The 22,827-nt window shown below is 29.6% G+C and carries 13 protein-coding genes and 8 pseudogenes; 4 read left to right on the top strand and 17 right to left on the bottom strand.

The genetic code is table 11. From position 1 onward, the window contains the following. Positions 1–13 precede the first annotated feature (13 nt). The 11 genes and pseudogenes from ACZ1HD_RS04900 to ACZ1HD_RS04950 all read right to left on the bottom strand — a co-directional run bounded on the left by ACZ1HD_RS04900 (position 14) and on the right by ACZ1HD_RS04950 (position 11,294). Positions 14–259 carry a DUF6095 family protein gene (locus ACZ1HD_RS04900; RefSeq protein WP_077808764.1) on the bottom strand — a complete coding sequence of 82 codons (246 nt, stop codon included), beginning with the start codon at positions 257–259 and terminating at the stop codon, positions 14–16. Continuing rightward, positions 256–1,067: pseudogene (murQ, locus tag ACZ1HD_RS04905) on the bottom strand (N-acetylmuramic acid 6-phosphate etherase). The gene ACZ1HD_RS04900 and the pseudogene murQ overlap by 4 nt, the downstream one beginning before the upstream one ends. Positions 1,068–1,119: 52 nt before the next feature. Further along, entirely contained in the window at positions 1,120–1,950 is an 831-nt protein-coding gene (locus ACZ1HD_RS04910; RefSeq protein ID WP_472688798.1) for a DUF4249 family protein, read from the bottom strand. 4 nt (positions 1,951–1,954) lie between these two features. Further along, positions 1,955–4,329, bottom strand: a pseudogene (locus ACZ1HD_RS04915) (TonB-dependent receptor). A 154-nt stretch (positions 4,330–4,483) separates the two neighbouring features. After that, positions 4,484–6,705: pseudogene (locus ACZ1HD_RS04920) on the bottom strand (NADP-dependent isocitrate dehydrogenase). 325 nt (positions 6,706–7,030) lie between these two features. Beyond that, positions 7,031–7,381 (bottom strand): annotated as a pseudogene (gene rplS / locus ACZ1HD_RS04925) (50S ribosomal protein L19). Between the two features lie 5 nt (positions 7,382–7,386). Next, complete coding sequence (locus ACZ1HD_RS04930) at positions 7,387–8,970, bottom strand: glycosyltransferase family 39 protein (RefSeq protein WP_472688799.1); 1,584 nt, start codon at positions 8,968–8,970, stop codon at positions 7,387–7,389. Between the two features lie 24 nt (positions 8,971–8,994). After that, positions 8,995–9,678, bottom strand: coding sequence for a tRNA (guanosine(37)-N1)-methyltransferase TrmD (trmD, locus tag ACZ1HD_RS04935; RefSeq protein ID WP_077808771.1), 684 nt, complete (start codon positions 9,676–9,678; stop codon positions 8,995–8,997). A gap of 282 nt (positions 9,679–9,960) precedes the next feature. Further along, positions 9,961–10,488, bottom strand: a complete 528-nt coding sequence (locus ACZ1HD_RS04940) for a superoxide dismutase family protein (protein WP_472688800.1) — start codon at positions 10,486–10,488, stop codon at positions 9,961–9,963. A 16-nt stretch (positions 10,489–10,504) separates the two neighbouring features. Next, a complete protein-coding gene (locus ACZ1HD_RS04945) occupies positions 10,505–10,699 on the bottom strand; it encodes a hypothetical protein (protein WP_472688801.1) in 195 nt (64 codons plus the stop codon). A 16-nt stretch (positions 10,700–10,715) separates the two neighbouring features. Continuing rightward, complete coding sequence (locus ACZ1HD_RS04950; protein WP_472688802.1) at positions 10,716–11,294, bottom strand: MBL fold metallo-hydrolase; 579 nt, start codon at positions 11,292–11,294, stop codon at positions 10,716–10,718. 155 nt (positions 11,295–11,449) lie between these two features. Here ACZ1HD_RS04950 and ACZ1HD_RS04955 point away from each other — a divergent pair. From ACZ1HD_RS04955 to ACZ1HD_RS04970, 4 genes and pseudogenes are all read left to right on the top strand, one after another. Next, a pseudogene (locus ACZ1HD_RS04955) lies at positions 11,450–12,312 on the top strand (PPK2 family polyphosphate kinase). Positions 12,313–12,368: 56 nt separating this feature from the next. Further along, positions 12,369–13,196 (top strand): 3'-5' exonuclease, encoded by an 828-nt coding sequence (locus ACZ1HD_RS04960; protein ID WP_079738399.1) that lies wholly within the window; start codon positions 12,369–12,371, stop codon positions 13,194–13,196. Positions 13,197–13,242: 46 nt separating this feature from the next. Continuing rightward, on the top strand, positions 13,243–13,728 hold the full coding sequence (locus ACZ1HD_RS04965) for an ABC transporter ATPase (RefSeq protein WP_077808777.1): 486 nt from the start codon (positions 13,243–13,245) through the stop codon (positions 13,726–13,728). Positions 13,729–13,921: 193 nt separating this feature from the next. Next, positions 13,922–16,841, top strand: a pseudogene (locus tag ACZ1HD_RS04970) (glycoside hydrolase family 3 N-terminal domain-containing protein). Positions 16,842–17,257: 416 nt separating this feature from the next. On the opposite strand, the gene ACZ1HD_RS04975 reads toward ACZ1HD_RS04970, so the two are convergent. The 6 genes and pseudogenes from ACZ1HD_RS04975 to ACZ1HD_RS05000 form a co-directional block, all read right to left on the bottom strand. Continuing rightward, positions 17,258–18,043: a lysophospholipid acyltransferase family protein gene (locus tag ACZ1HD_RS04975; protein WP_472688803.1), complete on the bottom strand. Its 786-nt coding sequence runs from the start codon at positions 18,041–18,043 to the stop codon at positions 17,258–17,260. 3 nt (positions 18,044–18,046) lie between these two features. Next, a pseudogene (locus ACZ1HD_RS04980) lies at positions 18,047–18,971 on the bottom strand (bile acid:sodium symporter family protein). Positions 18,972–19,005: 34 nt separating this feature from the next. Beyond that, positions 19,006–19,647, bottom strand: a complete 642-nt coding sequence (locus tag ACZ1HD_RS04985) for a DUF4159 domain-containing protein (RefSeq protein ID WP_472688804.1) — start codon at positions 19,645–19,647, stop codon at positions 19,006–19,008. Positions 19,648–19,686: 39 nt separating this feature from the next. After that, a complete protein-coding gene (locus ACZ1HD_RS04990) occupies positions 19,687–20,394 on the bottom strand; it encodes a 16S rRNA (uracil(1498)-N(3))-methyltransferase (protein WP_472688805.1) in 708 nt (235 codons plus the stop codon). A 22-nt stretch (positions 20,395–20,416) separates the two neighbouring features. Next, a pseudogene (locus ACZ1HD_RS04995) lies at positions 20,417–21,536 on the bottom strand (GTP cyclohydrolase). Positions 21,537–21,632: 96 nt separating this feature from the next. Beyond that, a complete protein-coding gene (locus ACZ1HD_RS05000; RefSeq protein WP_472688806.1) occupies positions 21,633–22,760 on the bottom strand; it encodes a transporter in 1,128 nt (375 codons plus the stop codon). Between the last annotated feature and the right edge of the window lie 67 nt (positions 22,761–22,827).

Below are 22,827 nucleotides of genomic sequence, written 5' to 3' on the forward strand. Positions count from 1 at the left end.
GAATGCTGCATTGTTAAGAATTATTAAATATTGCTTTTAATAATATTTGAAACGTTTTAAAAGCAAAGTACAATGTAAATACTATTAAAATAACTGCAACAACAATTAAGATATACGAAAGGTATTCTTGTGAAGTATCTTCAAACTTTTTTAAAGCTTTAAAAGCCATTGTTAAGACAATAGGAGAAACAATAAAAAGTAAAATTAAGATTCCGATATGTTTTAAACCCTTGCCTAATAAGTTTACATCTGTGCTCATTTCTTATAATTTTTTATTGCATTTCTAACATTACCAAATTCTTCTAATAATGCAGCTGCTTTTTGTAAGTCGATATTTAATTCTGATGCTAACATTTTTTGACCTCTTTCTACCAATTTGTTATTAGAAAGTTGCATGTCTACCATTTTATTTCCCTTGACTTTTCCTAACTGAATCATGGTAGTTGTAGATAGCATATTTAAAACTAATTTTTGTGCAGTTCCAGCTTTCATTCTAGAACTTCCGGTTACAAATTCAGAACCTACAACAACTTCCACAGGAAAGTTTGAAACCATCGCTAACGGACTATTTTTATTACATGTTATACAACCTGTAGCAATATTATTCTCGTTACATTTTTCTAAGGCAGCAATAACATAAGGTGTTGTGCCGGATGCAGCAATACCAACAACAATATCTTTATTTGTGATATTGTATTCTTGTAAATCTTGCCAACCTTGTAATTTAGAATCTTCTGCAAATTCTACTGCTTTTCTAATGGCAACATCTCCGCCAGCTATAATGCCAACCACTAAATCATAAGAAACACCAAAAGTTGGCGGACATTCAGAGGCATCTACAACACCCAATCTACCGAAGTACCAGCTCCTAAATAAAATAATCTTCCACCATTTTTTAAACTAGTAACAATATTATTTGTTAAGCTTTCTATTTGAGGTAAAGATTTTTCTACAGCTAATGGTACTGTTTTATCTTCTTTATTGATATTTTTTAATACTTCTTTTACAGACATCTTTTCTAGATGATTGTAATTAGAGTCTTGTTCTGTAGTCTTTATAAATGTCATCATTCAAAAATACAGATTTTTTGTATTCTTGAATGATGATTTAATTGAAGTTTTAGTTTTTTTCTACCAAACTAATTTCAAAAGTATCAGTTTCAGAAATATGAAAATAACCTAAAGGATAATTATCATCATTAGTAGTATTGATAATATTGCCTAATAAAGCTGTTGGTGCTGTTTGAAAAGGGCCACCATCATTACCACCTGCTTGACTTGTTAAAATTTCGAAATATGTATAATAACTTTTTGAAATACCAGATAATTTGATGGTTACAGTTGCAGGTAATTCTATTTCATCTTCTTGATAAAAAGAAGAAAAATTATAAACCGCTCCGTTAAAAAATCTGTCATCTAGCGTTAAAAATATATTGTTTGTATAATCTAAAACATAAAAATTTTCGGTATTTCCGTCGTCTTCAAAAGAAACTTTTAATTCAGTTTCGTTCCCAGTAAATAAAGTTTCATCACCTTGCTCTACACTAATAAATGGTGTAGATTTTACTTTAGTGGCTTTTCCTTTAAAAGTCTCATTGTTGTAAATAACCGTTAACTCATACTCGATATTATCTTCCGGTAAAAAATCGGTTATGGGTTCGTAATTTCCCGTGGCATTTATATCAGAAAAATTAATAACAGAATTATCTGATAAATTTGTTAGAAAAACAGTTGCATTTGTAACTGTAGGAATAGTTTCTTCAAAATAATCTGCAGATTCTCTAAGTTTTACAATAGTTTTTGCGGTAACTGGGCTTTCATCAAAATAGACTTCGAAAGATGCGTCTATTATTAATTTAGGACTTATGGTTGGTACATCTACGTCTATAACTTTTTCACAATTAGAAAATAGTAAGACAATTAGCGTTACGTAAAAAAATATCTTTTTCATCTTATTAAAATTTAAAATTGTAAGTTACAGATGGCACTAAACCAAATATTGATGTTTGTACAGCTTCGTTTCTAAAAGTCTCTTGGTTTTGTGTAAAAGCTAAAGAAGCCGCATTTTGTCTTCCGTAAACATTATAAATACCAAAAACCCATTCTCCTTGCCATTTTCTGTTTTTATTTTTTTCTGGATTTAAAGTTGCAGAAATATCTAAACGATGGTAGTTTGGCAATCTGTCTGAGTTTCGTCTATTATCATCATAAATTGGCACGTTTAAACCTTGGTATTCGTATTGCCCAACCGGATAATTTGTTGGTTGACCTGTTTGAAATACAAAATTAGAATTGAATTTCCACTTATCATTTAATTTGTAGCTAGCATTTACAGAAAAATCATGTGTTTTGTCGTATGGTGTGCTGTACCATTCTCCGTTATTAATTCCTGGTTCTTCAACTGTTCTACCTGCAGTTAATTGTTCTGATTTAGAAAGTGTGTAAGAAAGCCATCCTTGAAATTTTCCTTCATTTTTTTGAACAACATTTCTAATCCGTAAGCTCTAGCTTTACCATTTAAAATAATGGTTTCAATTTCGTTATTGGCAATTAAATTTGCGCCATTTATATAATCGATTCTATTGCTAATATCTTTGTAAAAAGTTTCTGTTTCTAATGTGTATTTTCCTTCATTAAAAGATTTAAAATAACCAACAGCATATTGATTTAATTGCTGAGGTTTTACAAAGGTTCCACTTGGTGTCCAAACATCTAACGGAGTAGGAGAAGATGTGTTAGAAAGCAAGTGTAGATATTGTACCATTCTATTGTAACTCGCTTTTATAGAAGAATTATCATCTAAAATGTAAGACATCGAAACTCTTGGTTCTAAATTGTTAAAACTTGCAAGTACATCGCTTCTTTTGTAGTTTTCTACACCAGTTGCTTCTGCAGATTCGTACTTTTTAAATTCAGAATTATATACAACTGCTTGGTCATTTGCATAGGAGTTTAATTCATCTTGCCCTAATCGAGTAAAATTGCTAAATCTAACACCATATTGTAGTCTAAAATTGTCACTAATTTTATGTTCAGCATCAATATAAGCTGCAAATTCATTTGCATATTTGTCAATTAATTTTTCTGCAACAATACCGTGAATCTTCTCTATTCGGAATTATTTCTCCGGGATTAAATTTGATGTAGATATTATTAATTCCATAACTTAATTTTACTTTTTCACTCACATAATGATTAAAGTCATATTTAAGGTTGAAGTTTGTAATGCCGAATCCCACTCGAAACCGACAAAGTCAAGAATCAATCCGTAGAAATAATCAGAATAAATTAAAGATAAGTTAGAAAATAATTTATCTGTAAATAAATGATTCCAACGTAAGTTTACCACAGTATTACCATAATCGTTTACAAAATTATCACTTAATCCGAAGACATCTTTACCAAAATAAGTAGATAAAAATAAATTGTTTTTATCGTTAAATCGGTAGTTTATTTTTGTGTTTACATCGTAAAAGTAGGCTTTATTGTCATTATCAAAAAGAGGTAAAAAAATATGAGCATAAGAAGATCTACCACCAATTAAAAAGAACTTTTTCTTTTTCTAAAGGACCTTCGATAAGTAATCTCGAAGAAACTAAACCAACTCCACCAGTAACTTTAAAATCTTTACTATTTCCTTCTTTCTGATAAATATCTAAAACAGATGAAAGTCTTCCGCCATATTTTGCAGGAATACCACCTTTATATAATCGAACATCTTTAATTACATCAGGATTAAAAACCGAGAAAAAACCAAATAAATGAGACGAGTTAAAAACAATTGCTTCGTCTAATAAAATTAAATTTTGATCTGCAGCACCACCTCTAACATTAAATCCGAAGCTCCTTCACCAGCACTTGTAACACCTGGTAAAAGAATTAGAGATTTAATAATATCTGCTTCTCCTAAAACAACCGGAATTTGTTTTATGGTAGAAGAAGTTAATTTATTAACACTCATTTGTGGTGTTTTTAAATTAAGTTTTTCAATATTACTTTCAATTACTATTTCATTAAGACTTTCTGTAGCTTCAAGAAGTTTAAAGTTTTTTGTAGTTTTTTCTGATAAATTAATGGTTTCTAAAAGCGTAGCGTAACCTAAGTAACTTAATTGAATTTTGTAGTTTCCTTGCGGAATTGTAATTGAATAAAATCCGTATTCGTTGGTTGTTGTACCAGCATTTAGTTCAGGGAAATAAATTGAAACTCCAATCAAGGTTTCGTTATTAGTATTGTCATAAACAGTACCGCTAAGTGTAATTTTTTCTTGTCCTAAAATTGACAAACCAATAAAGAGAAAGAAAACAAATAGTTGTTTTTTACGTAGCATTTTTTGTTTTGTTTAATTGCAGTAATAATTAATTAAACAAAAGTACAATTCTTAATTTTAATAGAACGTTAAAAATTTAGAATAAGAATCGTATTTGTGTAAAAATAAAATCCGGTGAAAACACCGGATTTTATAATACTAATAATTTTAAAGATTAAATACTTGCTAAAATAGAATTTAGTAAAGTATTTGGTCTCATAGCAGCATCTGCTAAACTATCTGTTGGTTGATAATAACCACCAATATTGTTAGCGCTACCTTGAATTTCATTTAATTCTGATACAATTTTAGCTTCATTTTCTTTTAAATCGTTTGCGATTTTGGTAAACGTAGCTTTTAAATCTGCATCTTTATCTTGATTAGCCAATCCTTCAGCCCAATACATTGCTAAATAAAAATGACTACCTCTGTTGTCTAATTCGCCAACTTTTCTTGATGGAGATTTATCGTTATCTAAAAATTTATCTGTTGCATCATCTAAAGTTTCTGATAATACAATTGCTTTTGCATTGTTGTTAACAGTACCTAAATGCTCTAGAGAAACTGCTAATGCTAAAAATTCCCCTAAAGAATCCCAACGTAAATGGTTTTCTTCTATAAATTGTTGTACATGTTTTGGGGCAGAACCTCCGGCACCAGTTTCAAACAATCCACCACCATTCATTAACGGAACTATAGAAAGCATTTTTGCAGATGTACCAACTTCTAAAATAGGAAATAAATCTGTTAAATAATCTCTTAATACGTTACCGAAACAGAAATTGTGTCTTCTCCTTTTACAATTCTTTCTAAAGTGAATTCTGTAGCTTCTATAGGTGATAAGATTCTAATGTCTAAGCCGAAGTATCATGATTTGGTAAATATGTATTTACTTTTTTAATGATTTCTGCATCGTGAGCTCTGTTAGCATCTAACCAAAAAACAGCAGGTGTTTTAGAGGCTCTTGCTCTAGTAACTGCTAATTTTACCCAATCTTGAATTGGTAAATCTTTAGTTTGACACATTCTCCGGATATCTCCTTCTTCTACATTGTGCTCTAATAAAGTGTTGTTATCAGCATCTGTAACTATAACTTTACCGAAGCAGACATTTGAAAAGTTTTATCATGAGAACCATATTCTTCTGCTTTTTGAGCCATTAAACCAACGTTAGGAACTGTACCCATTGTTGTAGGATCGAAAGCACCATTCTTTTTACAGAAATCGATAGTTGCAGCATAAATACCTGCATAAGAACTATCTGGTATTACTGCTTTTGTATCTTGTAACTCTCCTTTAGAATTCCACATTCTTCCGGATGTTCTAATCATTGCTGGCATAGAAGCGTCAATAATTACATCAGAAGGAACGTGTAAATTAGTAATTCCTTTATCAGAATTTACCATTGCTAAATCTGCATTTTTAGCAAGAATAGCATCGATATCAGCTAGAATTTCTGTTTTCTTTTCTGCAGATACTTCATCTAAGTTGCTTAATAAGTTACCGAAACCATTGTTAACATCAACTCCAATTTCATCAAAAGTAGCAGCATGTTTTTCAAATAATTCTTTAAAATAAGTTCTTACAGCATGACCAAAAATAATTGGGTCAGAAACCTTCATCATAGTCGCTTTCATATGTAAAGAAAGTAAAACGCCTTGTGCTGTAGCATCTGCAAATTCTTTATCTAAGAAAGAAAGCAATGCTTTTTTACTCATTACAGTTGCATCTATAATTTCACCATCAATTAAAGATAAATTTTCTTTTAAGACAGTCTTAGTTCCATTATCTGCAACGTGTGTAATTGTTACGTTTGTAGCATTATTTATTGTAACAGATTTTTCGTTATGTGCAAAGTCACCTTCGCTCATTGTAGCTACATGTGTTTTAGAATCTGCACCCCAAGCACCCATAGAATGTGGGTTTTTACGTGCATAATTTTTAATAGCTTTTGGCGCTCTTCTGTCAGAATTACCTTCTCTTAAAACAGGGTTTACTGCAGATCCTTTTACCTTATTATAAAGAGCTAATACAGCTTTATCTTCATCTGTAGTAACTTCTTCCGGATAATCTGGTAAACTATAGCCTAAATCTTGTAATTCTGATATTGCAGCTTTTAACTGTGGTACAGAAGCACTAATATTTGGTAATTTAATAATATTAGCTTCGGCTTTTTAGCCAAATTACCTAAATATGCTAAAGCGTCTTCTACTTTGTGTTCTTCTGATAAATAATCAGAAAAGTTAGCAAGAATTCTAGAAGCTAAAGAAATATCTTTTACTTCAATTTCTATATTAGAAGATTTTGTAAATGCTTTTACTATTGGTAAAAAAGAACGTGTTGCTAAAGCAGGAGCTTCATCAGTTTTTGTATATACAATTTTGGCTATTTTGCTCATTTTTAATTGTTTTTTAGAAATTAAACTTTATACGAAATGGATTTCGTAAAAAAAGTGGAACAAATTTATGAATTTAATGTGAAATTCTAATTGTTTAATTGTTATTAATTACCTTGTTTTTATAGGGGATTGATAATAAAAAGCATGTATTGATGTGAATATGTTTTTATTCGAAAAATTAAACAAAATTTAACTATTTGTTCATCTTTATTGAGTTTAATTTTTGGGTGACAGCCTTTTAATATAGACGGTTTTAAATAAGTTTAAAACAAAAAAAAGCACTGTAATAAAACAGTGCTTTTTAGTATTTTTATAAATTGAAGAATTATCTTCTTTTTTCTGTAATTCTAGCTTTTTTACCAGTAAGACTTCTAAAGTAAAAGATTCTAGCTCTACGAACTTTACCTCTTTTATTAACTTCAATTTTTTGAATAGAAGGTAAGTTTACAGGAAAGATTCTTTCTACACCTACAGTACCGAGACATTTTTCTGATAGTAAAAGTTTCAGAAGCTCCTACACCTCTTCTTTGAATAACTACACCTCTAAAAACTGAGTACGTACTTTTTCACCTTCTTTAATTTCATAATAAACAGTGATTGTATCACCTGCTGCAAATTCTGCAAATTCTTTTTTTGTTACAAATTCGTCTTGTACAAATTTTACTAAAGATTCCATATCTTTTAATTTAATTGGTTTTGTAAAACAACATTCACGATTTTTTCGTCAGAGGTTAATTTAGCGGTTGCAAAAGTAGTACTTTTTTTAGTTCTAAAAACTAAATGCGAACTATTTTTAAGGTTGATAGTCAGTACAATAGAAAATCCGAATTTTCTACTCTGTTTATTGTTTATTTTGATGATAATTGGTTCTAATTCAGTTACCTTTTTAAATTTATTAGTTAGTAAACTATCAATTTTACCTAATTTATTTTTGTCTTTAAAACGCTTATCAGAATCTATAAAAATTGCGCTTTTACCTTTTAAATCATTTAAATTGTCGCCTAAATAATCAAAATGTAAAGCTGGTAAACCAATAATGTTTTGGGCGTACACTTTATCTTCCATAAAAAAGTTTAGTGCTGCCGAAGTTTTATAGTTATCATTAGAAAAAACAAAAGCGTCTGTATATTGTTCTTTTAATTTTTCTGTTTCTGTTGCTAATTCTTTCCATCCAACCCAAGTGTCATCACTTTTAATAGGAACTAGATAAAAGATAATTTGTAAACTAACTAACAAATGAAATACAATAGAAAATATAAGCTGAATTTTTAGTATTTTTTTACTGATAAACATTCCTGCAATAATTACTCCGGTGATGTACGATGGCATCATCCAATTTAATTTTACCCAATATATAGGTGTCAATAAAAAGAAACCTAAAAAAGTTGGAATAAAAAAGGCTAATAAAAACAATGTTTTAGTTTGCGGAATTTTAAATTTTGTAACAGCTCTTTTTACATATTTAAAAGTAAAAGTTATAAAAATTAGAAATAAAACAGGTAGCAATAAAAACATTTGATGGCCAATTGCACCAAAGAAATAGTTTGGTGAAATTTTAAATTCTGTTATAGAGCTTGTTCTTTCTGATGATTGAAAAGCAAACGAAGCGAAATCGTTTTGATAATTCCAATACCAAACAGGAAAAGTAACTGCAACAGAAATTATTAAAGAAAACCACAACCACGGTGATAGTAACAATTTTCTATATTTATTAGAAAAAATTAAAAAAGCTAATAAACCAAATTGCAATAAAATTGCAGTGTATTTACTGTTAAATGCAAGTCCCATTGCCAAACCAGCAAAAACCCAATACCATTTTTTACTCTCGAAAATTGCTTTGTAAAGGCTAATTAAACTTAGTGACCAGAATAATAGTAAAGGTACATCTCGAGTTGAGTTAAACGATAAAATCGAAATAAATATGGTAGAAGCTAATAATACAAAAGCTCGTTCTAATTTTTGTTTGGATAAAAAATAAGAAGCTAATTTATAAAAACTAAGAATAGTTAAAGAGGTAATAAAAAAATCGGCAAATTTTACTACAAAAATAGAGGTGCCAAGAATATCTGTAAATAATCTTAAAATATATCCAATCATCCCTGGATGATCAAAATAAGATAAAGATAAATTTTGTCCGTATAAATAATAATAAGCATCTTGAGGCATTAAGCCCATAAATGGTAAAAGTAAAATTCTAAATAATTGAAAACCTAAAACCCAAGAAATTGCTTTGTGTTGCTTTATGTAATTTAGTAATGTTTCCAAATAAATAAAATTTAAAATGTTTTTTTACGAATTTTCGTCTAGTAAATCTGGTCTTATTTCTTGCGTTCTTTCATAAGCTTTGTCAGTTCTCCAATCATCAATTTTTGGAAAATTACCAGATAATAAAATTTCAGGAACCTTATTCCCTTCAAAATCTGAAGGTCTAGTATAAACTGGCGGAGATAATAAGTTGTCTTGAAAAGAGTCTGTAAGTGCAGATTGTTCATCACCAATAACTCCCGGAATTAATCGAACTACAGCATCAACTAATACAGCAGCAGCTAACTCGCCTCCAGTTAACACATAATCTCCAATCGAAATTTCTTTAGTTATAAATAAATCTCTAATTCTTTGATCTACACCTTTATAATGTCCTGTTAATATTAAGATGTTTTCTTTTAAAGAAAGTGTGTTTGCAGTACTTTGGTTTAATGTTTTGGCATCCGGAGTCATATAAATTATTTCATCATATTTTCTTTCCGATTGTAGCTTTCTAATACAGTTTGCAATCGGTTCTATCATCATAACCATACCTGCACCACCACCAAATTGTGTATCGTCTATTTGTTTATAGTTTCCTAAACCGTATTCGCGTAAATCGTGAATTATAATTTCTGCCAATCCTTTTTCTTTAGCGCGTTTAACTATAGAATGATTAAACGGACTTTCTAACAAGGCTGGAGCAACTGAAATAATATCTATTCGCATTTTGCAAATGTAAGTTTTTTAAAGAATTATAAAATAACTTTTTTTAATTGGCTGTTTTTTTTAAACTTCTTTCCATCTATTTGATTCTGCAAACTCTTAAATTATTGTTTTTTCTAAAACTTTTCTATGGATTTTATAAAAACAAATAATTTGTTAACTTTAGAAAAGTTGAAAAAAGAAGATTGATAATAAAAACATCTATCATCAAAATAGTAGTACTGTTTAGATGATAGATGTTTTTTTAGTTTTTACCATTTATAGGTAAAAAGTTTTGGCAATATTTTAAATATTATTTTCTAGTAATTTCTCCACAACCAATTCTTGCACCTGCTGCGCCGAAGGTTGAGAGCTAAAATCGTCGGGTCCTTGATGAATTATAATCGCATGACCAACCACATTTTTTAAATCATTTTCGCCGCCAACTGACCATAAATCTGTTTTTCTTTCAATAGAACCTTTTCCGGTTTCATCAACAACTAAATTTCCTATATCACCAATATGAAAAGGATCTTGTAACCATTTTCCATGATTTTTTTCGGTAGGATTCCAGTGTCCGCCAGCAGATTTTCCATCATCCGAAGAACAATCAGCAATTTTATGAATATGAATTGCATGATTTCCTTTAGAAAGGCCTTTTACTTCTGCTTTCATGGTAACCATACCATCTTGTTCTATAAAAGTTACAGTTCCGGAAATATCGCTACCGCTTTTTGGGCTAATAACAGCAACTGCTTTTTTGGGATTTGAACTACAGGCGCTTAAAATTATAATTGTTAAAAGAAATAATGATGTTTTTTTAAAATACTTCATATAATATATTTTTTAATTATTTTCTATTCGGATACCAATCTAGCTGCACAACTTCGATAGAATTATCGTTTTTATTTACGATTTCTTTAAATTTAGTAACATCGCTTAAACCTTCTGTACCTCTGTAATGATATGGGTAAATTTGTTTTGGTTTAAAGGCTAAAACAGCATCTGCAGCACTTTCTACCGTCATAGTATAAGGTAAATTCATGCAAATAAATGCTTTGTCAATATTCTTTAGATTGCGCATTTCCGGTATATCTTCTGTGTCTCCGTGAAAAGTAAATTCTTTCGTTATTAATGGTTAAAATATAGCCGTTTCCTCTTCCTTTAGAGTGAAATTTTAAAGCTTCTTCTCTTAAATTATACATCGGAATTGCTTCTAGATTAAAATTTGTAAAACTTTTAGTTTCACTATTATTAATTACAATAATTTCTTTTGCATTAATGTCTTTAATTTTTTCTGCTACCGCTTTTGGTGCTATTATTTTTGTTGATGATAGGTCTAGAGCTTTTAATGTTTTTAAATCCATGTGATCACCATGAATATCAGTAATTAAAACATAAGTAGGTTTTTTAAAACCGGAAAAAGCCTCTTGACCTAAAGTTGGGTCTAAATAAATAATTTCGTCTTTAAAAGTTAATACAGCAGTTGCATGCGAAATTGGTGTAATCTTTAAATCAGAAGTATTGCTTGTTTTTTCTGTTGATGTAACTGTTTCTTCGCTTTGTTTTTTAGTTTCTTCTTTTTTACAAGAAAAAATAGAAAAAGCTACAATTAATAAGTATGTTATTTTAAGTTTCATTATTGAGTGTTTTTTTACGATTTTACCAAAGATAAGAACTTTAAATTTCCTTTTCTGTTAAGCTTTTTTTAATTCTGAAACCTTTTTTAATGTTTTGTTAAATATCTTTTAAAAACCGCGATAAAAAAGAGATTTTTTTATCTTTAAAAATTAATATTTATCAGATGAAAACAGAAAAATATAGAGTTTCTAGTGCTATTAAATTACAAGATTTTAATACAAAAGAAGTTCTAGAAGACGCAGAGAAATCATTAAAAAAATTGCGTAAAAAAATAAGTAAAATGCAAGATGCTATGTATGCCGAAGGTAAATATAGTGTGTTAATTTGCTTACAAGGTATGGATACTTCGGTAAAGATAGCTTAATTAGAGAGGTTTTTAAAGATGTAAATGCAAGAGGTGTAGAAGTGCATAGTTTTAAAGTACCTACAGAATTAGAGCTAAAACATGACTTTATGTGGAGGCATTATATAGCTTTGCCTGCAAAAGGTAAAATAGGTGTTTTTAATAGAACTCATTATGAAAATGTTTTGGTAACAAGAGTGCATCCAGAATATGTTTTCGGCGAAAATATACCAACCGTAAAAAGTTTAGACGATTTAGACGATGCTTTTTATCATGATAGAATGGATAGAATTAATGATTTTGAAAGTCATTTAGTAAAAAACGGAACGATAGTTCTTAAATTCTTTTTAAATCTATCTAAAGAAGAACAAAAAAATAGATTGTTAAGAAGATTGAATATACCGTAAAAGAATTGGAAGTTTTCTGCAGGAGATTTAAAAGAACGCAAATTGTGGGATAAATACCAGTTTTGTTATGAAGATTTACTAAACAGAACATCAAAAGAAAATGCACCTTGGTTTATAATTCCGGCAGATGATAAACCTTCTGCTAGATATATTTTAGCAGAAATATTAAAAAAAGAATTAGATAAATACGATTTTAAAGCACCAGAATTGCCTGCTAAAGATGCCGCAAGAATCGAAGAATTTAAAAATCAATTAAACAACGAATAAATAAGTGGTAAACTAAAATGTTGTGTTTTAGTTTTTTGCTTTTAGAAAATATAAAAATGAATTTAAACTTAACAAAACCAATTGTATTTTTCGATTTAGAAACTACAGGAGTTAATATTGCCACAGATAGAATTGTAGAAATTGCAATTTTAAAAGTTTTTCCTAACGGAAATAAAGAAAGTAAAACGTGGTTGGTAAACCCTGAGATTGAAATTCCACAAAGTTCTATAGATGTTCATGGAATAACAAACGAAAAAATTGCAAATGAGCCAACTTTTAAAGAGTTGGCAACAGAGGTAAGCGCTATGATTGAAGGTTGTGATTTGGCAGGTTTTAATTCTAATAGATTCGATATACCACTTTTAGCAGAAGAATTAATGCGTGCCGGAATCGATTTTGATATGCAAGATCGAAAAGCAATTGATGTACAAGTTATTTTTCATAAAAAAGAGCAAAGAACATTAAGTGCAGGATACCAGTTTTATTGCGGTAGAGAGTTAGAAGGCGCTCATGGTGCAGAAGCAGATACAAATGCAACGTACGAAATTTTGTTAGCTCAGTTAGATAAATACGACGATATAGAAAATACTGTAGATGCTTTAAGTGAATATTCTACACATGGCGAAAGAGCAGATTTTGCAGGTTTTATTTTGATGAACGATAAAAAGCAAGAGATTTTTTCTTTCGGAAAGTATAAAGGCAGAACGGTAGAAGAAGTTTTTAAAGAAAATCCTGGGTACAATAATTGGATGCAAAATGCAGATTTTCCGTTGTACACAAAAAAGGTTTTAAGACAAATAAAAGAAAGAATGAATCCGCCAAAAAAGAAAATGACGGATGCAGAAAAGTTACAAGCGTTGCAACAAAAGTTTAATTTAAGATAGAATTACTTTTTTTGACGAATAACAATTGTAAAATAAAATAAAAATAATGTTTACAGCATATAACAATTTACCAAATAACTCTCGTGTTTGGATTTACCAAGCAGATAGAGAATTTACAGAAAATGAAATACAGTTTATTTCTGATAAAGCAGAAGAGTTTATAAATCAATGGACACGTCACGGTGATGATTTAAAAGGCTCTTTTACTATTAAATACAATCAGTTTTTAGTGTTGGCAGTAGACGAAAGTTTTAACAATGTTTCTGGTTGTTCTATAGATAGTTCTGTGCGTTTTGTACAAGCTTTAGAAAAAGAATTACAATTAGATTTAATGAATAAAATGAACGTTACTTTTAAAGATAACGAAAATATAAACCTTGTTAAATTATCTGATTTTCAAAGATTTGCAAAAGAGAAGAAAATTACTGCAGACACAATTGTTTTTAACAACATGGTAAATACCAAAGAAGATTTTGAAAATAATTGGGAAATTACTGCAAAAGATAGTTGGCATAAACGCTTTTTGGTATAACTATTGTTTTAGTATAATAAAGCCTGTTGGCAAGAAGTTGCGTTAAGGATAGAGCGGTCTGTTTGAGCTCTTTTTTAGGTGAAAGTTCGAGTGTTTTTTTTGACGAAGGAAGAAAAAATGTATGAAGAACAAACCTAAAAAAGCGAGTAGCGAAAGCCTGTTGAAACGCCAAAAAAATATCGAAAGAATTAGAATGAAGAAGAATATATTAGCCTTTTTAGCAATTGCTTTTACGTTAAGTTTAAGTGCACAAAGATTAGATCCGTTAAGAACTAAAGATTTTGTTGCACAAGAAATTTGGGTAGATAGCATAATGAATAGTATGTCTATTGATGAAAAAATTGGACAGCTTTTTATGGTGCAAGCGTATTCTAATTTAGATGAAAAGCATGAGCGTTTTATAAACAAAATGATTACAAAATATCATGTTGGTAGTTTAATTTTTATGCAAGGTACGCCAGAAAAACAGGCGATTTTAAATAATAGATATCAAGATTCTGCAAAAGTACCTTTGTTAATTGGTTTTGATGGTGAATGGGGTTTAGATATGCGTTTAAAAAATACATATCGATTTCCTTGGAATATGACTTTAGGTGCCATTAGAAACGATTCTTTAATTACAAAATTTGGTAAACATTTAGGCCAACATGCAAAACGAATAGGAATTCATGTAAATTTTGCGCCAGTTATTGATGTGAATGTAAATCCGAGAAAATCCTATTATTGGAAATAGATCTTTTGGTGAAAGTAAAGAAAATGTAACTGCAAAAGCAATTGCTTTTATTAAAGGTATGCAAAGTGAAGGTGTTTTAGCAAACGGTAAACACTTTCCGGGTCATGGTGACACGGCAGCAGATTCTCATCATACTTTACCAGTTTTAAATTTTGATGCAGCACGTTTAGATTCTATAGAATTGTATCCGTACAAAAAAACATTTGACGTTGGTTTGGCAAGTGTAATGACAGCGCATTTAAACATACCAAGTTTAGAGCCAAATGCAACGTTGCCAACATCACTTTCTAAAAATGTTGTAACAAATTTATTACAAGAAAAATTAGGCTTTCAAGGTTTAATAATTACTGATGGTTTAAACATGAAAGGTGCTACCAATTATGCTACCTCTGCACAAATAGATTTAGCAGCGATACAAGCTGGTAACGATTTGTTGTTGATTCCGCAAGATGTACCAGGTTCTGTAACTTTAATTAAAAAGGCTTTAGAAACAAAAACGTTAACAGAAGAGCGATTAAATTTTTCTGTAAGAAAAATATTAAAATCTAAATATTGGGCAGGTTTACACAACTACAAACCAGTTGTAGTAGAAAATATTGAACAAGATCTAAATAGAGTAGAAGATAAGTTATTACACAGAGAATTGGTAAAAAACTCGATTACTTTATTAAAAAATATAAATGGTAATTTACCAATTAGAGATTTAGAAAAGCAAAAAATAGCGTATGTAAAATTGGGTGATGCAGACAATACAGCTTATGTAGACATGCTAAAAAATTATACAAAAGTAGATGTTGTTGCTGATAAAAATTTAGACGGATTGATAACAAAATTGAAACCGTATAATTATGTAATTATTGGATTTCATAAATCAAACCAACATCCTTGGAAAAGCTATAAGTTTACGAATAAAGAATTGGTTTGGTTGCAAGAAATTGCAAGAGAAAAATCGGTGATATTAGATGTTTTTGCGAGTCCGTATAGTTTATTACAGATTAAAAGTTTTGCAAATATCGAAGGTTTAATTGTTTCGTATCAAAATAGTATAATTTCTCAAGAAGTATCTGCACAAATATTGTTTGGTGCAATTACAGCAAAAGGTAAATTGCCTGTTTCTATTGGTTCAGAATTTAAAGAAGGTTTTGGGTTAACAAGCACAAATCTCAGTAGATTCGAATATACAATACCGAAGCAGCAGGAATGTCTTCTATAAAATTGGCAGCTATCGATAAAATGGCCGATACAATTATCAGCCAAAAAATGGCACCAGGTTTACAAATATTTGTAGCAAGAAATGGTAAGGTGGTTTTAGAAAAAAGTTATGGTTACCATACACACGATAAAAAAATACCTGTTAAAAATTCTGATATATATGATTTAGCATCGTTAACTAAAATATTAGCATCGTTGCCTTTAATAATGAAAGCAGAAGAAGAACAAAAGATACCTTTGTCTGCTAGCTTAAGAGATATTTTACCAAGTTTTTCGAACTCAAATAAAGAAAAAGTTACTGTAAAAGAAGTTTTATCTCATTTTGGTAGATTAAAAGCTTGGATTCCGTTTTATAAAGATACGCAAGACAGCATAACAGGTAAGAATTTGGCTACGTTTTATAGCAGTAAAAAGTCGAATAAATTTGATATTAAAGTAGCAGAAAATTTATTTATCAATCATAATTATAAAGATAGCATTTACAAATATATTAAGGAAGCAGACCAAAGAGAACGAGTTGGTTATAAATACAGCGATTTAGGATATTATATTTTTAAAGAAGCCTTAGAATTACAATACGACAAACCTTTAGATAAACTAGTAGATCAAAATTTTTATCAATCTTTGGGTGCAGATAGAACCACATATTTACCATTAAAAAAGTTTCATAGAAATGAAATTGTTCCTACAGAAATAGATACATATTATAGAAATCAATTACTGCAAGGTTATGTGCACGATATGGGCGCAGCAATGTTAGGTGGTGTTGGTGGTCATGCGGGTTTATTTGCCAATGCAAACGATGTTGGTAAAATAATGCAAATGTATTTACAAAAAGGTTTTTATGGCGGTAAACGTTATTTAAAACCGGAAACTATAGATAAATTTAATCATAGATATTTTTCTAAAGAAAAGGTTAGAAGAGGTTTAGGTTTCGATAAACCACAACTTAATCCTAGAGTTAAAGCAACTTGTGGTTGCGTATCCGAAGAGAGTTTTGGGCATTACTGGTTTTACAGGAACCTACACCTGGGCAGATCCAAAAAGCGGATTGGTTTATGTGTTTTTATCAAACAGAGTATATCCAAACATGGATAATCGAGGTTTGATTAGAAGTAATATGAGAACCAAAATTCAGCAAGTAATTCAAGACGCAATTATTAATTAGAAGCTATTTCCTGCTTTTCGCACTCGCTTTTTTAGTTTGTTCGAATTGCAATTTTTCATTCTTCAAAATTTACAATCGAAACTTCTCTAAAAAAGAGCTCAAACAATTGCTGCAATCAGGGCTAAACTTATAAGCCAACTTTTTACAGATTTAAAAACTTTTTTGTGTTGGTTGGCGCCAGTTTTGTGTAAATAAAAACAAGAAATACAGAAAAGGTGAAATAAAATAAAGCCAGGTTATCTCCGTAAAATAAACCGATTATCAATGCCTGTAAAGAATAGAATATTGTAAACGTTAAAAGATTAACACTAAATCGAAAAGTATCTATAAACTCTACTTCTTTAATCAATTTAAAAACTTTTTTCCGATTAAAACCGGAATCAAACTATTTAAAACTATTACATAATAAAGCGGTTTTACATAATTTTTTTTATGAGATTTTGCTTCGGAAAAGTGTTTTTTAGAATCATAGAGTTTACCTTATCTACTTCAGTAAAATCTACTTGTGCATTGTTTAGTTTTTGTAAAACGGTTTCATAATTATCATCATCCGGAATATGAACAGTCAGTTTTTGTAATTGTTCGGTAACATTTGCTTTTAAAATATTAATAGCTTTTGCAGGTGTATTACTATTATAAATAGCTCTTGTTTTTATAGGTTTTCCATAATTAATAATAATTTTAGAAGGATAATCTGACGGATGCTGATACGTTAAACCAACCGGAATTACAGTTATATCTATATCTTCATGTTTTTCTAATGCACCAAAAACAATTCTTGTAAACCCTTTACTTAAAGGTCTAATGGTTCTTTTTTTATCATGACTTCCTTCCGGAAAAATCATTAAAGTTTCTCCTTTTTCAAAGATTCTGTGGCATTTATCAAAAATTTGCTGATTGTTTGCTAATTGCTTAATGCCATCTCGAATTCTATAAATGGGCATTAAGTATAAAGATTCTAAAATTTTCTTAACTATCGGGTTTTTAAATGTTGCCGCTCTAACCAAGTAATGGTTTCTTCTATTGTGAGTTGTAGTAACGTATAAAGGATCTACCAATCCGTTAGGATGATTTACAGCAAATAATACTGCTCCTTTTTTTGGAATATTTTCTGTGCCTTTAATTATAATCTTCTTACTGTAAAAAAATAAACCAAGTTTTACATAAGTCCATACAAGTGCAAACCAAATTTTTTGAAGCATAAATTATTCGATTAAAGTGTCTTTTTTAGAATTTCTTCCCCAATAAGTAGCCAATATAATTCCGAGAAAACACGTCCCAAATTCCCCAAAAAGCTGCCAAAAGTGCCATTCCGCCTAAGCCGTCAAAAAAACCAAAAATTAATAATAAACCCAATCCGCCATTTTGAATTCCGGTTTCCATGGCAATAGTTTTGGTATCTTTTTTATTTAATTTAAAACTTTTAGCAGTGTAAAAACCTAAAAAATAAGCGAATATATTGTGAAAAATTACTAAAAATAAAACGTGATGAATATGGTTTACAAAGATTTCTAAATTCTGAGAAAATGCAATAAAAATCAAAGCGATAAATACAAGCATCGATAATGGTTTTAAAACATTTTCTATTTTTTGTGCCATTTCAGAATGGTAATGTTTGATCAACATTCCAAAAAATAAAGGAATTCCTAAAATTAAAGAAACTAGTTTTAATAAATCGACCCAATCTAAAGCAACTGTTTCTAAAATACTGTTTGTAGGTTCGTATAAACTACCCCAAAACTGAAGGTTTAAAGGCGTCATAAAAATACAGATCAATGTAGCAAAAGCTGTTAAACTTACAGATAAAGCGGCGTTTCCGCCAGCCATTTTACTAAAAAAATTTGAAACGTTTCCGCCAGGGCAAGCTGCAATCATCATCATTCCGAGAGCAAAACTAGGATGCGGTTTTAAAAGTAGTATAATTAAAAAAGTAAAAGCCGGTAATAAAATAAACTGAGATAGTACACCAACAAAAAGTATTTTAGGGTTTTTAAGTAAACGCTTAAAATCATCAATAGAAATACCTAATGCAACACCAAACATTATAATACCAATAGCGATGTTTAAAACCCATAAACCACTAGAATCAAAATTTATTTTGATAGCATCGATATCTATTTGATCGTTCATTTTAAGAATATTTATTAATTTTAGAAAATAAAACTTAATTACTAAATGCGAACTCAATTATGTTAGCGCCCATTTTTAAAGCTTTTTCTCTTACACTTTGCGGATTGTTGTGTATTATTTGATCTTCCCAACCATCACTTAAATCTGTTTCATAATCGTAAAAAACAAGAAGTCTTCCTTCGAAAAAAATACCAAAAGCTTGTGCGGATTTTTTGTCGTGTTCATGAATTTTTGGGATTCCGTTTGGAAATTTAAAGGTCTGATTGTAAATTTTATGTGAGCTTGGTATTTCTTTAAATTCTAATTTTGGAAAAACTTTTTTCATTTCTTTACGAATGAATTTGTCTAAACCATAATTGTCGGATATATGTAAAAAGCCACCAGAAATTAGATAGTTTCTTAAGTTTTCGGCATCATCTTCAGAAAAGAAAACATTACCATGACCCGTCATAAATAGAATGGGAAAATTAAAAATATCTTCGCTACTTACCGCAACAGATTGTGGATTTTTAGAAATTTTGGTGTTAATGTTAGCGTTAGCAAAAGCAACTAAATTAGGAACCGCTGTAGGATTCGAGTACCAATCTCCGCCACCATTATACTTTAAAATAGCAACATCTTGTGCGTAAATTATGCTTAGTAAAAAGGTAAACGTAATTGTTAGAAGTTGCTTCATAAAATATTTAGGAAATTTTAAAGCAATATAAGAAAAAACTTATTGATTGATAAACGAAATAGTATTAACAGCAACTAAAGCTGCAGTTTCTGTTCGTAATCTACTTTCACCTAAAGAAATAGGTGTAAACTTCTTTTCTAATGCTTTTTTTATTTCTTCTATAGAAAAATCTCCTTCGGGTCCTATAAGTATAGTTGTTTTTTCAGCAGGATTTATTACAGATTTTAATAGATTTTTATCTTGCTCTTCACAATGCGCAATACATATTTTGCCATCAAAATCTTGATTGATAAAATCATTAAACTTTACAGGTTCGTTTAATTTTGGCAACGTAAATTTTAAAGATTGTTTCATGGCAGACTGAATAATTTTTTCAAATCGTTCTAATTTTACAACCCTTCTTTCTGAATTAGAACAAATAATTGGTGTAATTTCATCGATACCAATTTCTGTTGCTTTTTCTAAAAACCATTCTATTCTATCGTTATTTTTTGTAGGCGCAATTGCAACATGTAAATAATATTGCCAAGGTTTTTGTTTTTCAGTAAAAGAAGTAACCTTAGCTAAACACTTTTTATCGCTTGCTAAAATAATTTCTACATCAAATAAAAAGCCTTTACCATTTGTTATTTTAAGAATATCTCCTTCTTTTTTTCTTAAAACACGTACAATATGTTTGCTTTCAATTTTATCGAAAGTAATTTCTTGTGTTTCTATAGAAATTTCTGAATTATAAAATAATTGCATTTGTTAGATTTTATCAGAATTATTAAATAATACTCTTTTTGTAAGTTCGCCTTCGTTTATGAGTTACAGGATCAAAGTTTTCCCATAATTTTTTAATTGCTTCATTCTCTTCTAACTCTGGCGTTCTAATACAATTGTCTATTCCTAAAGGACCAAATGTTTTTGTGTATTGATCGAAAATAATTGCATGCACACCTTTGTTTTGATACTCTGGATGTACACCAATTAAATAAAAAGTAACGTCTTTAGCATGTTTTCTTGCTTTTAAAAGATGAAATATACCAAACGGAAATAGTTTCCTTTTGCTTTTTGAAGCGCTTCAGAAAAAGAGGGCATTACAATTGCAAAAGCTACAACTTTATTATTCTCATCAACAACAAACTTTATATATTCTGGGTTGATAAAAGAAATGTATTTTTTCTTAAAAAAGCTATTTGAGCATCAGAAATTGGTACAAAAGAAGAAAGTTTAGAGTACGATTTATCAAAAACATCAAACATTTCATCAACATATGGCATGATATCTTTTGTCTTTGTAAAGTCTAGTGCTTTTAATTTAAAACGTCTTTTAATAATCTTGCTAATTCTATCAAAATAAACTTTGTCTACTTTATCGAATTTAAATTTATTTTCTAAGTATTCTTTTTCTTTTACAAAACCAAGTTCTTCTAAATGATCTTTATAATATGGGTGATTGTACCAAGTAATCATGGTACCTATATGATCGAAACCCTCAACTAAAACACCAGTTTTATCTAAATTGTTAAAACCAACAGGTCCTTCTATATATTCTAAATTGTTTGCCAAACCAATTTCTTTAACTTTGGCTAAAAGAACTTTTGTTACTTCAATGTCATCAATTACATCAAACCAACCAAAACGCATTTTTTTTATTTGTTGTTTTTCAATTTCAAACCAATTGATAATCGCTACAATTCTACCTACAATTTTACCATCTCTAATCGCCACAAAAAATTGAGCATCAGCATTTTCAAAAACAGGATTTTTCTTTGGGTCGAAATTATCTACTTCATCTTTAATTATTGGTGGTACCCAATATTTATTGTCTTTATATAATGAAAAAGGAAATGTTACAAACTGTTTCATTTCCTTTTTAGTATTTATTTTTTTTAAGGTAATCATTGTAAAAAGTAGCGTCTAATTATTATCGTTTTTTTCTTTTTCTGATCTTCTTTCTTCATCTCTTTTTCTAGCTCTTTAATTTCTCTTTCTAATTTTTCAATTTCTGTTTCTTTCTTTGTGGCTTTCTTTTTTCTTTCCGAAGATACCTAAAAAACCACCAGTTTTTTTCTTTGAAGTTGCTTTTCTTGTTCTGGTTGGTCTAGATCTGGTATTTTTATCTTTCTTCTTAAAGATATTTAAAAACCTATTAAAAAAGCTACTTTGTTTTTTGTTGTAGCGAGATATTGGTGTGTCTTTAATTTCTTGACCATTATCATCTAATTCTATAAAAGAATCTCTATGTCTGTTTATTCTATACGAAATTCCTAAACTAGCGTAATAACCTTTAGATTGGCCTTCAAAAAGTAACCTTGCAGAAGTGTTAAATTGTAAATTTGTATCATATAAATAGGCTAAACCCAAGCCTAAGTTGGTGTTATTTTGGTATTCTTGAAAAATAGTTTGATTTTCTATAAATGCAGACCATTGGTCGCTAAAATTTTGTGTAGCCGTTATGATGTAAGAAAACTCAGAAAAATCTGAACCAATATTATCATAAAAAACATTGGTAATTACATTAAAATCTTGTGTAAGGTTATGTTGTAAAAGGATTCCTACTTTTGGCGTAATGCTACCCGTTTTATGAATTTCACTTACAAAATCAGTATTCATACCAAGGTAAACGGCAACAGAAGGTATTAATCTTTTTGTATCGAATGCGTGTCTTCTTTTCCAGCTTCTTACTTCTTTAGATTTGTCTTCGTATTCTTGTTGATAAACCAAATATTTAGCGCCAACAGTAACTCGGCTAAAACCGGATACGTCGTAACTCGATGTAAAAATATTTTTAAAAGCTACTTTATCTCTTTGATAGGTTAATTGTGTATTTAATTCTAGTTTTTCAAAAAGGAAACTGGTTCTAAATAAAAGATCTAAACCTAAAGATTCTGGTCTAGAAAACGTAGGTTCTATACTTGTGTTTCTATAAAAAACATTGCTTTCAAACTGGTATACTCCTGTTCCAACACTATATGGGCTTTCAGAAAAACCAGGTTTATTAGAGTTTATAACATCTGTATATTGCGCAAAATTAGAAGCAACACAACTAAAAAAAACAACAATAAATAGCTGAAATTTATTTACATTCATAGAAAAAGAATAGGGTTTACATTTTAAATCTAACATGCTTCACAAACATAGAACAAAAAAGCTGTTTTATAAAGGCAAACACTACTTTTTTAGGTTTAAGAAA

The sequence above is a fragment of the Polaribacter sp. HA6-7 genome, from assembly GCF_055693625.1.

Bases quoted from the DNA above. Each gene is read 5' to 3' on its own strand.
- ACZ1HD_RS04900 (WP_077808764.1), bottom strand. From the start codon at position 259: ATGAGCACAGATGTAAACTTATTAGGCAAGGGTTTAAAACATATCGGA.
- ACZ1HD_RS04910 (WP_472688798.1), bottom strand. From the start codon at position 1,950: ATGAAAAAGATATTTTTTTACGTAACGCTAATTGTCTTACTATTTTCT.
- trmD (WP_077808771.1), bottom strand. From the start codon at position 9,678: ATGCGAATAGATATTATTTCAGTTGCTCCAGCCTTGTTAGAAAGTCCG.
- ACZ1HD_RS04940 (WP_472688800.1), bottom strand. From the start codon at position 10,488: ATGAAGTATTTTAAAAAAACATCATTATTTCTTTTAACAATTATAATT.
- ACZ1HD_RS04945 (WP_472688801.1), bottom strand. From the start codon at position 10,699: ATGAATTTACCTTATACTATGACGGTAGAAAGTGCTGCAGATGCTGTT.
- ACZ1HD_RS04950 (WP_472688802.1), bottom strand. From the start codon at position 11,294: ATGAAACTTAAAATAACATACTTATTAATTGTAGCTTTTTCTATTTTT.
- ACZ1HD_RS04960 (WP_079738399.1), top strand. From the start codon at position 12,369: ATGAATTTAAACTTAACAAAACCAATTGTATTTTTCGATTTAGAAACT.
- ACZ1HD_RS04965 (WP_077808777.1), top strand. From the start codon at position 13,243: ATGTTTACAGCATATAACAATTTACCAAATAACTCTCGTGTTTGGATT.
- ACZ1HD_RS04975 (WP_472688803.1), bottom strand. From the start codon at position 18,043: ATGCTTCAAAAAATTTGGTTTGCACTTGTATGGACTTATGTAAAACTT.
- ACZ1HD_RS04985 (WP_472688804.1), bottom strand. From the start codon at position 19,647: ATGAAGCAACTTCTAACAATTACGTTTACCTTTTTACTAAGCATAATT.
- ACZ1HD_RS04990 (WP_472688805.1), bottom strand. From the start codon at position 20,394: ATGCAATTATTTTATAATTCAGAAATTTCTATAGAAACACAAGAAATT.
- ACZ1HD_RS05000 (WP_472688806.1), bottom strand. From the start codon at position 22,760: ATGTTAGATTTAAAATGTAAACCCTATTCTTTTTCTATGAATGTAAAT.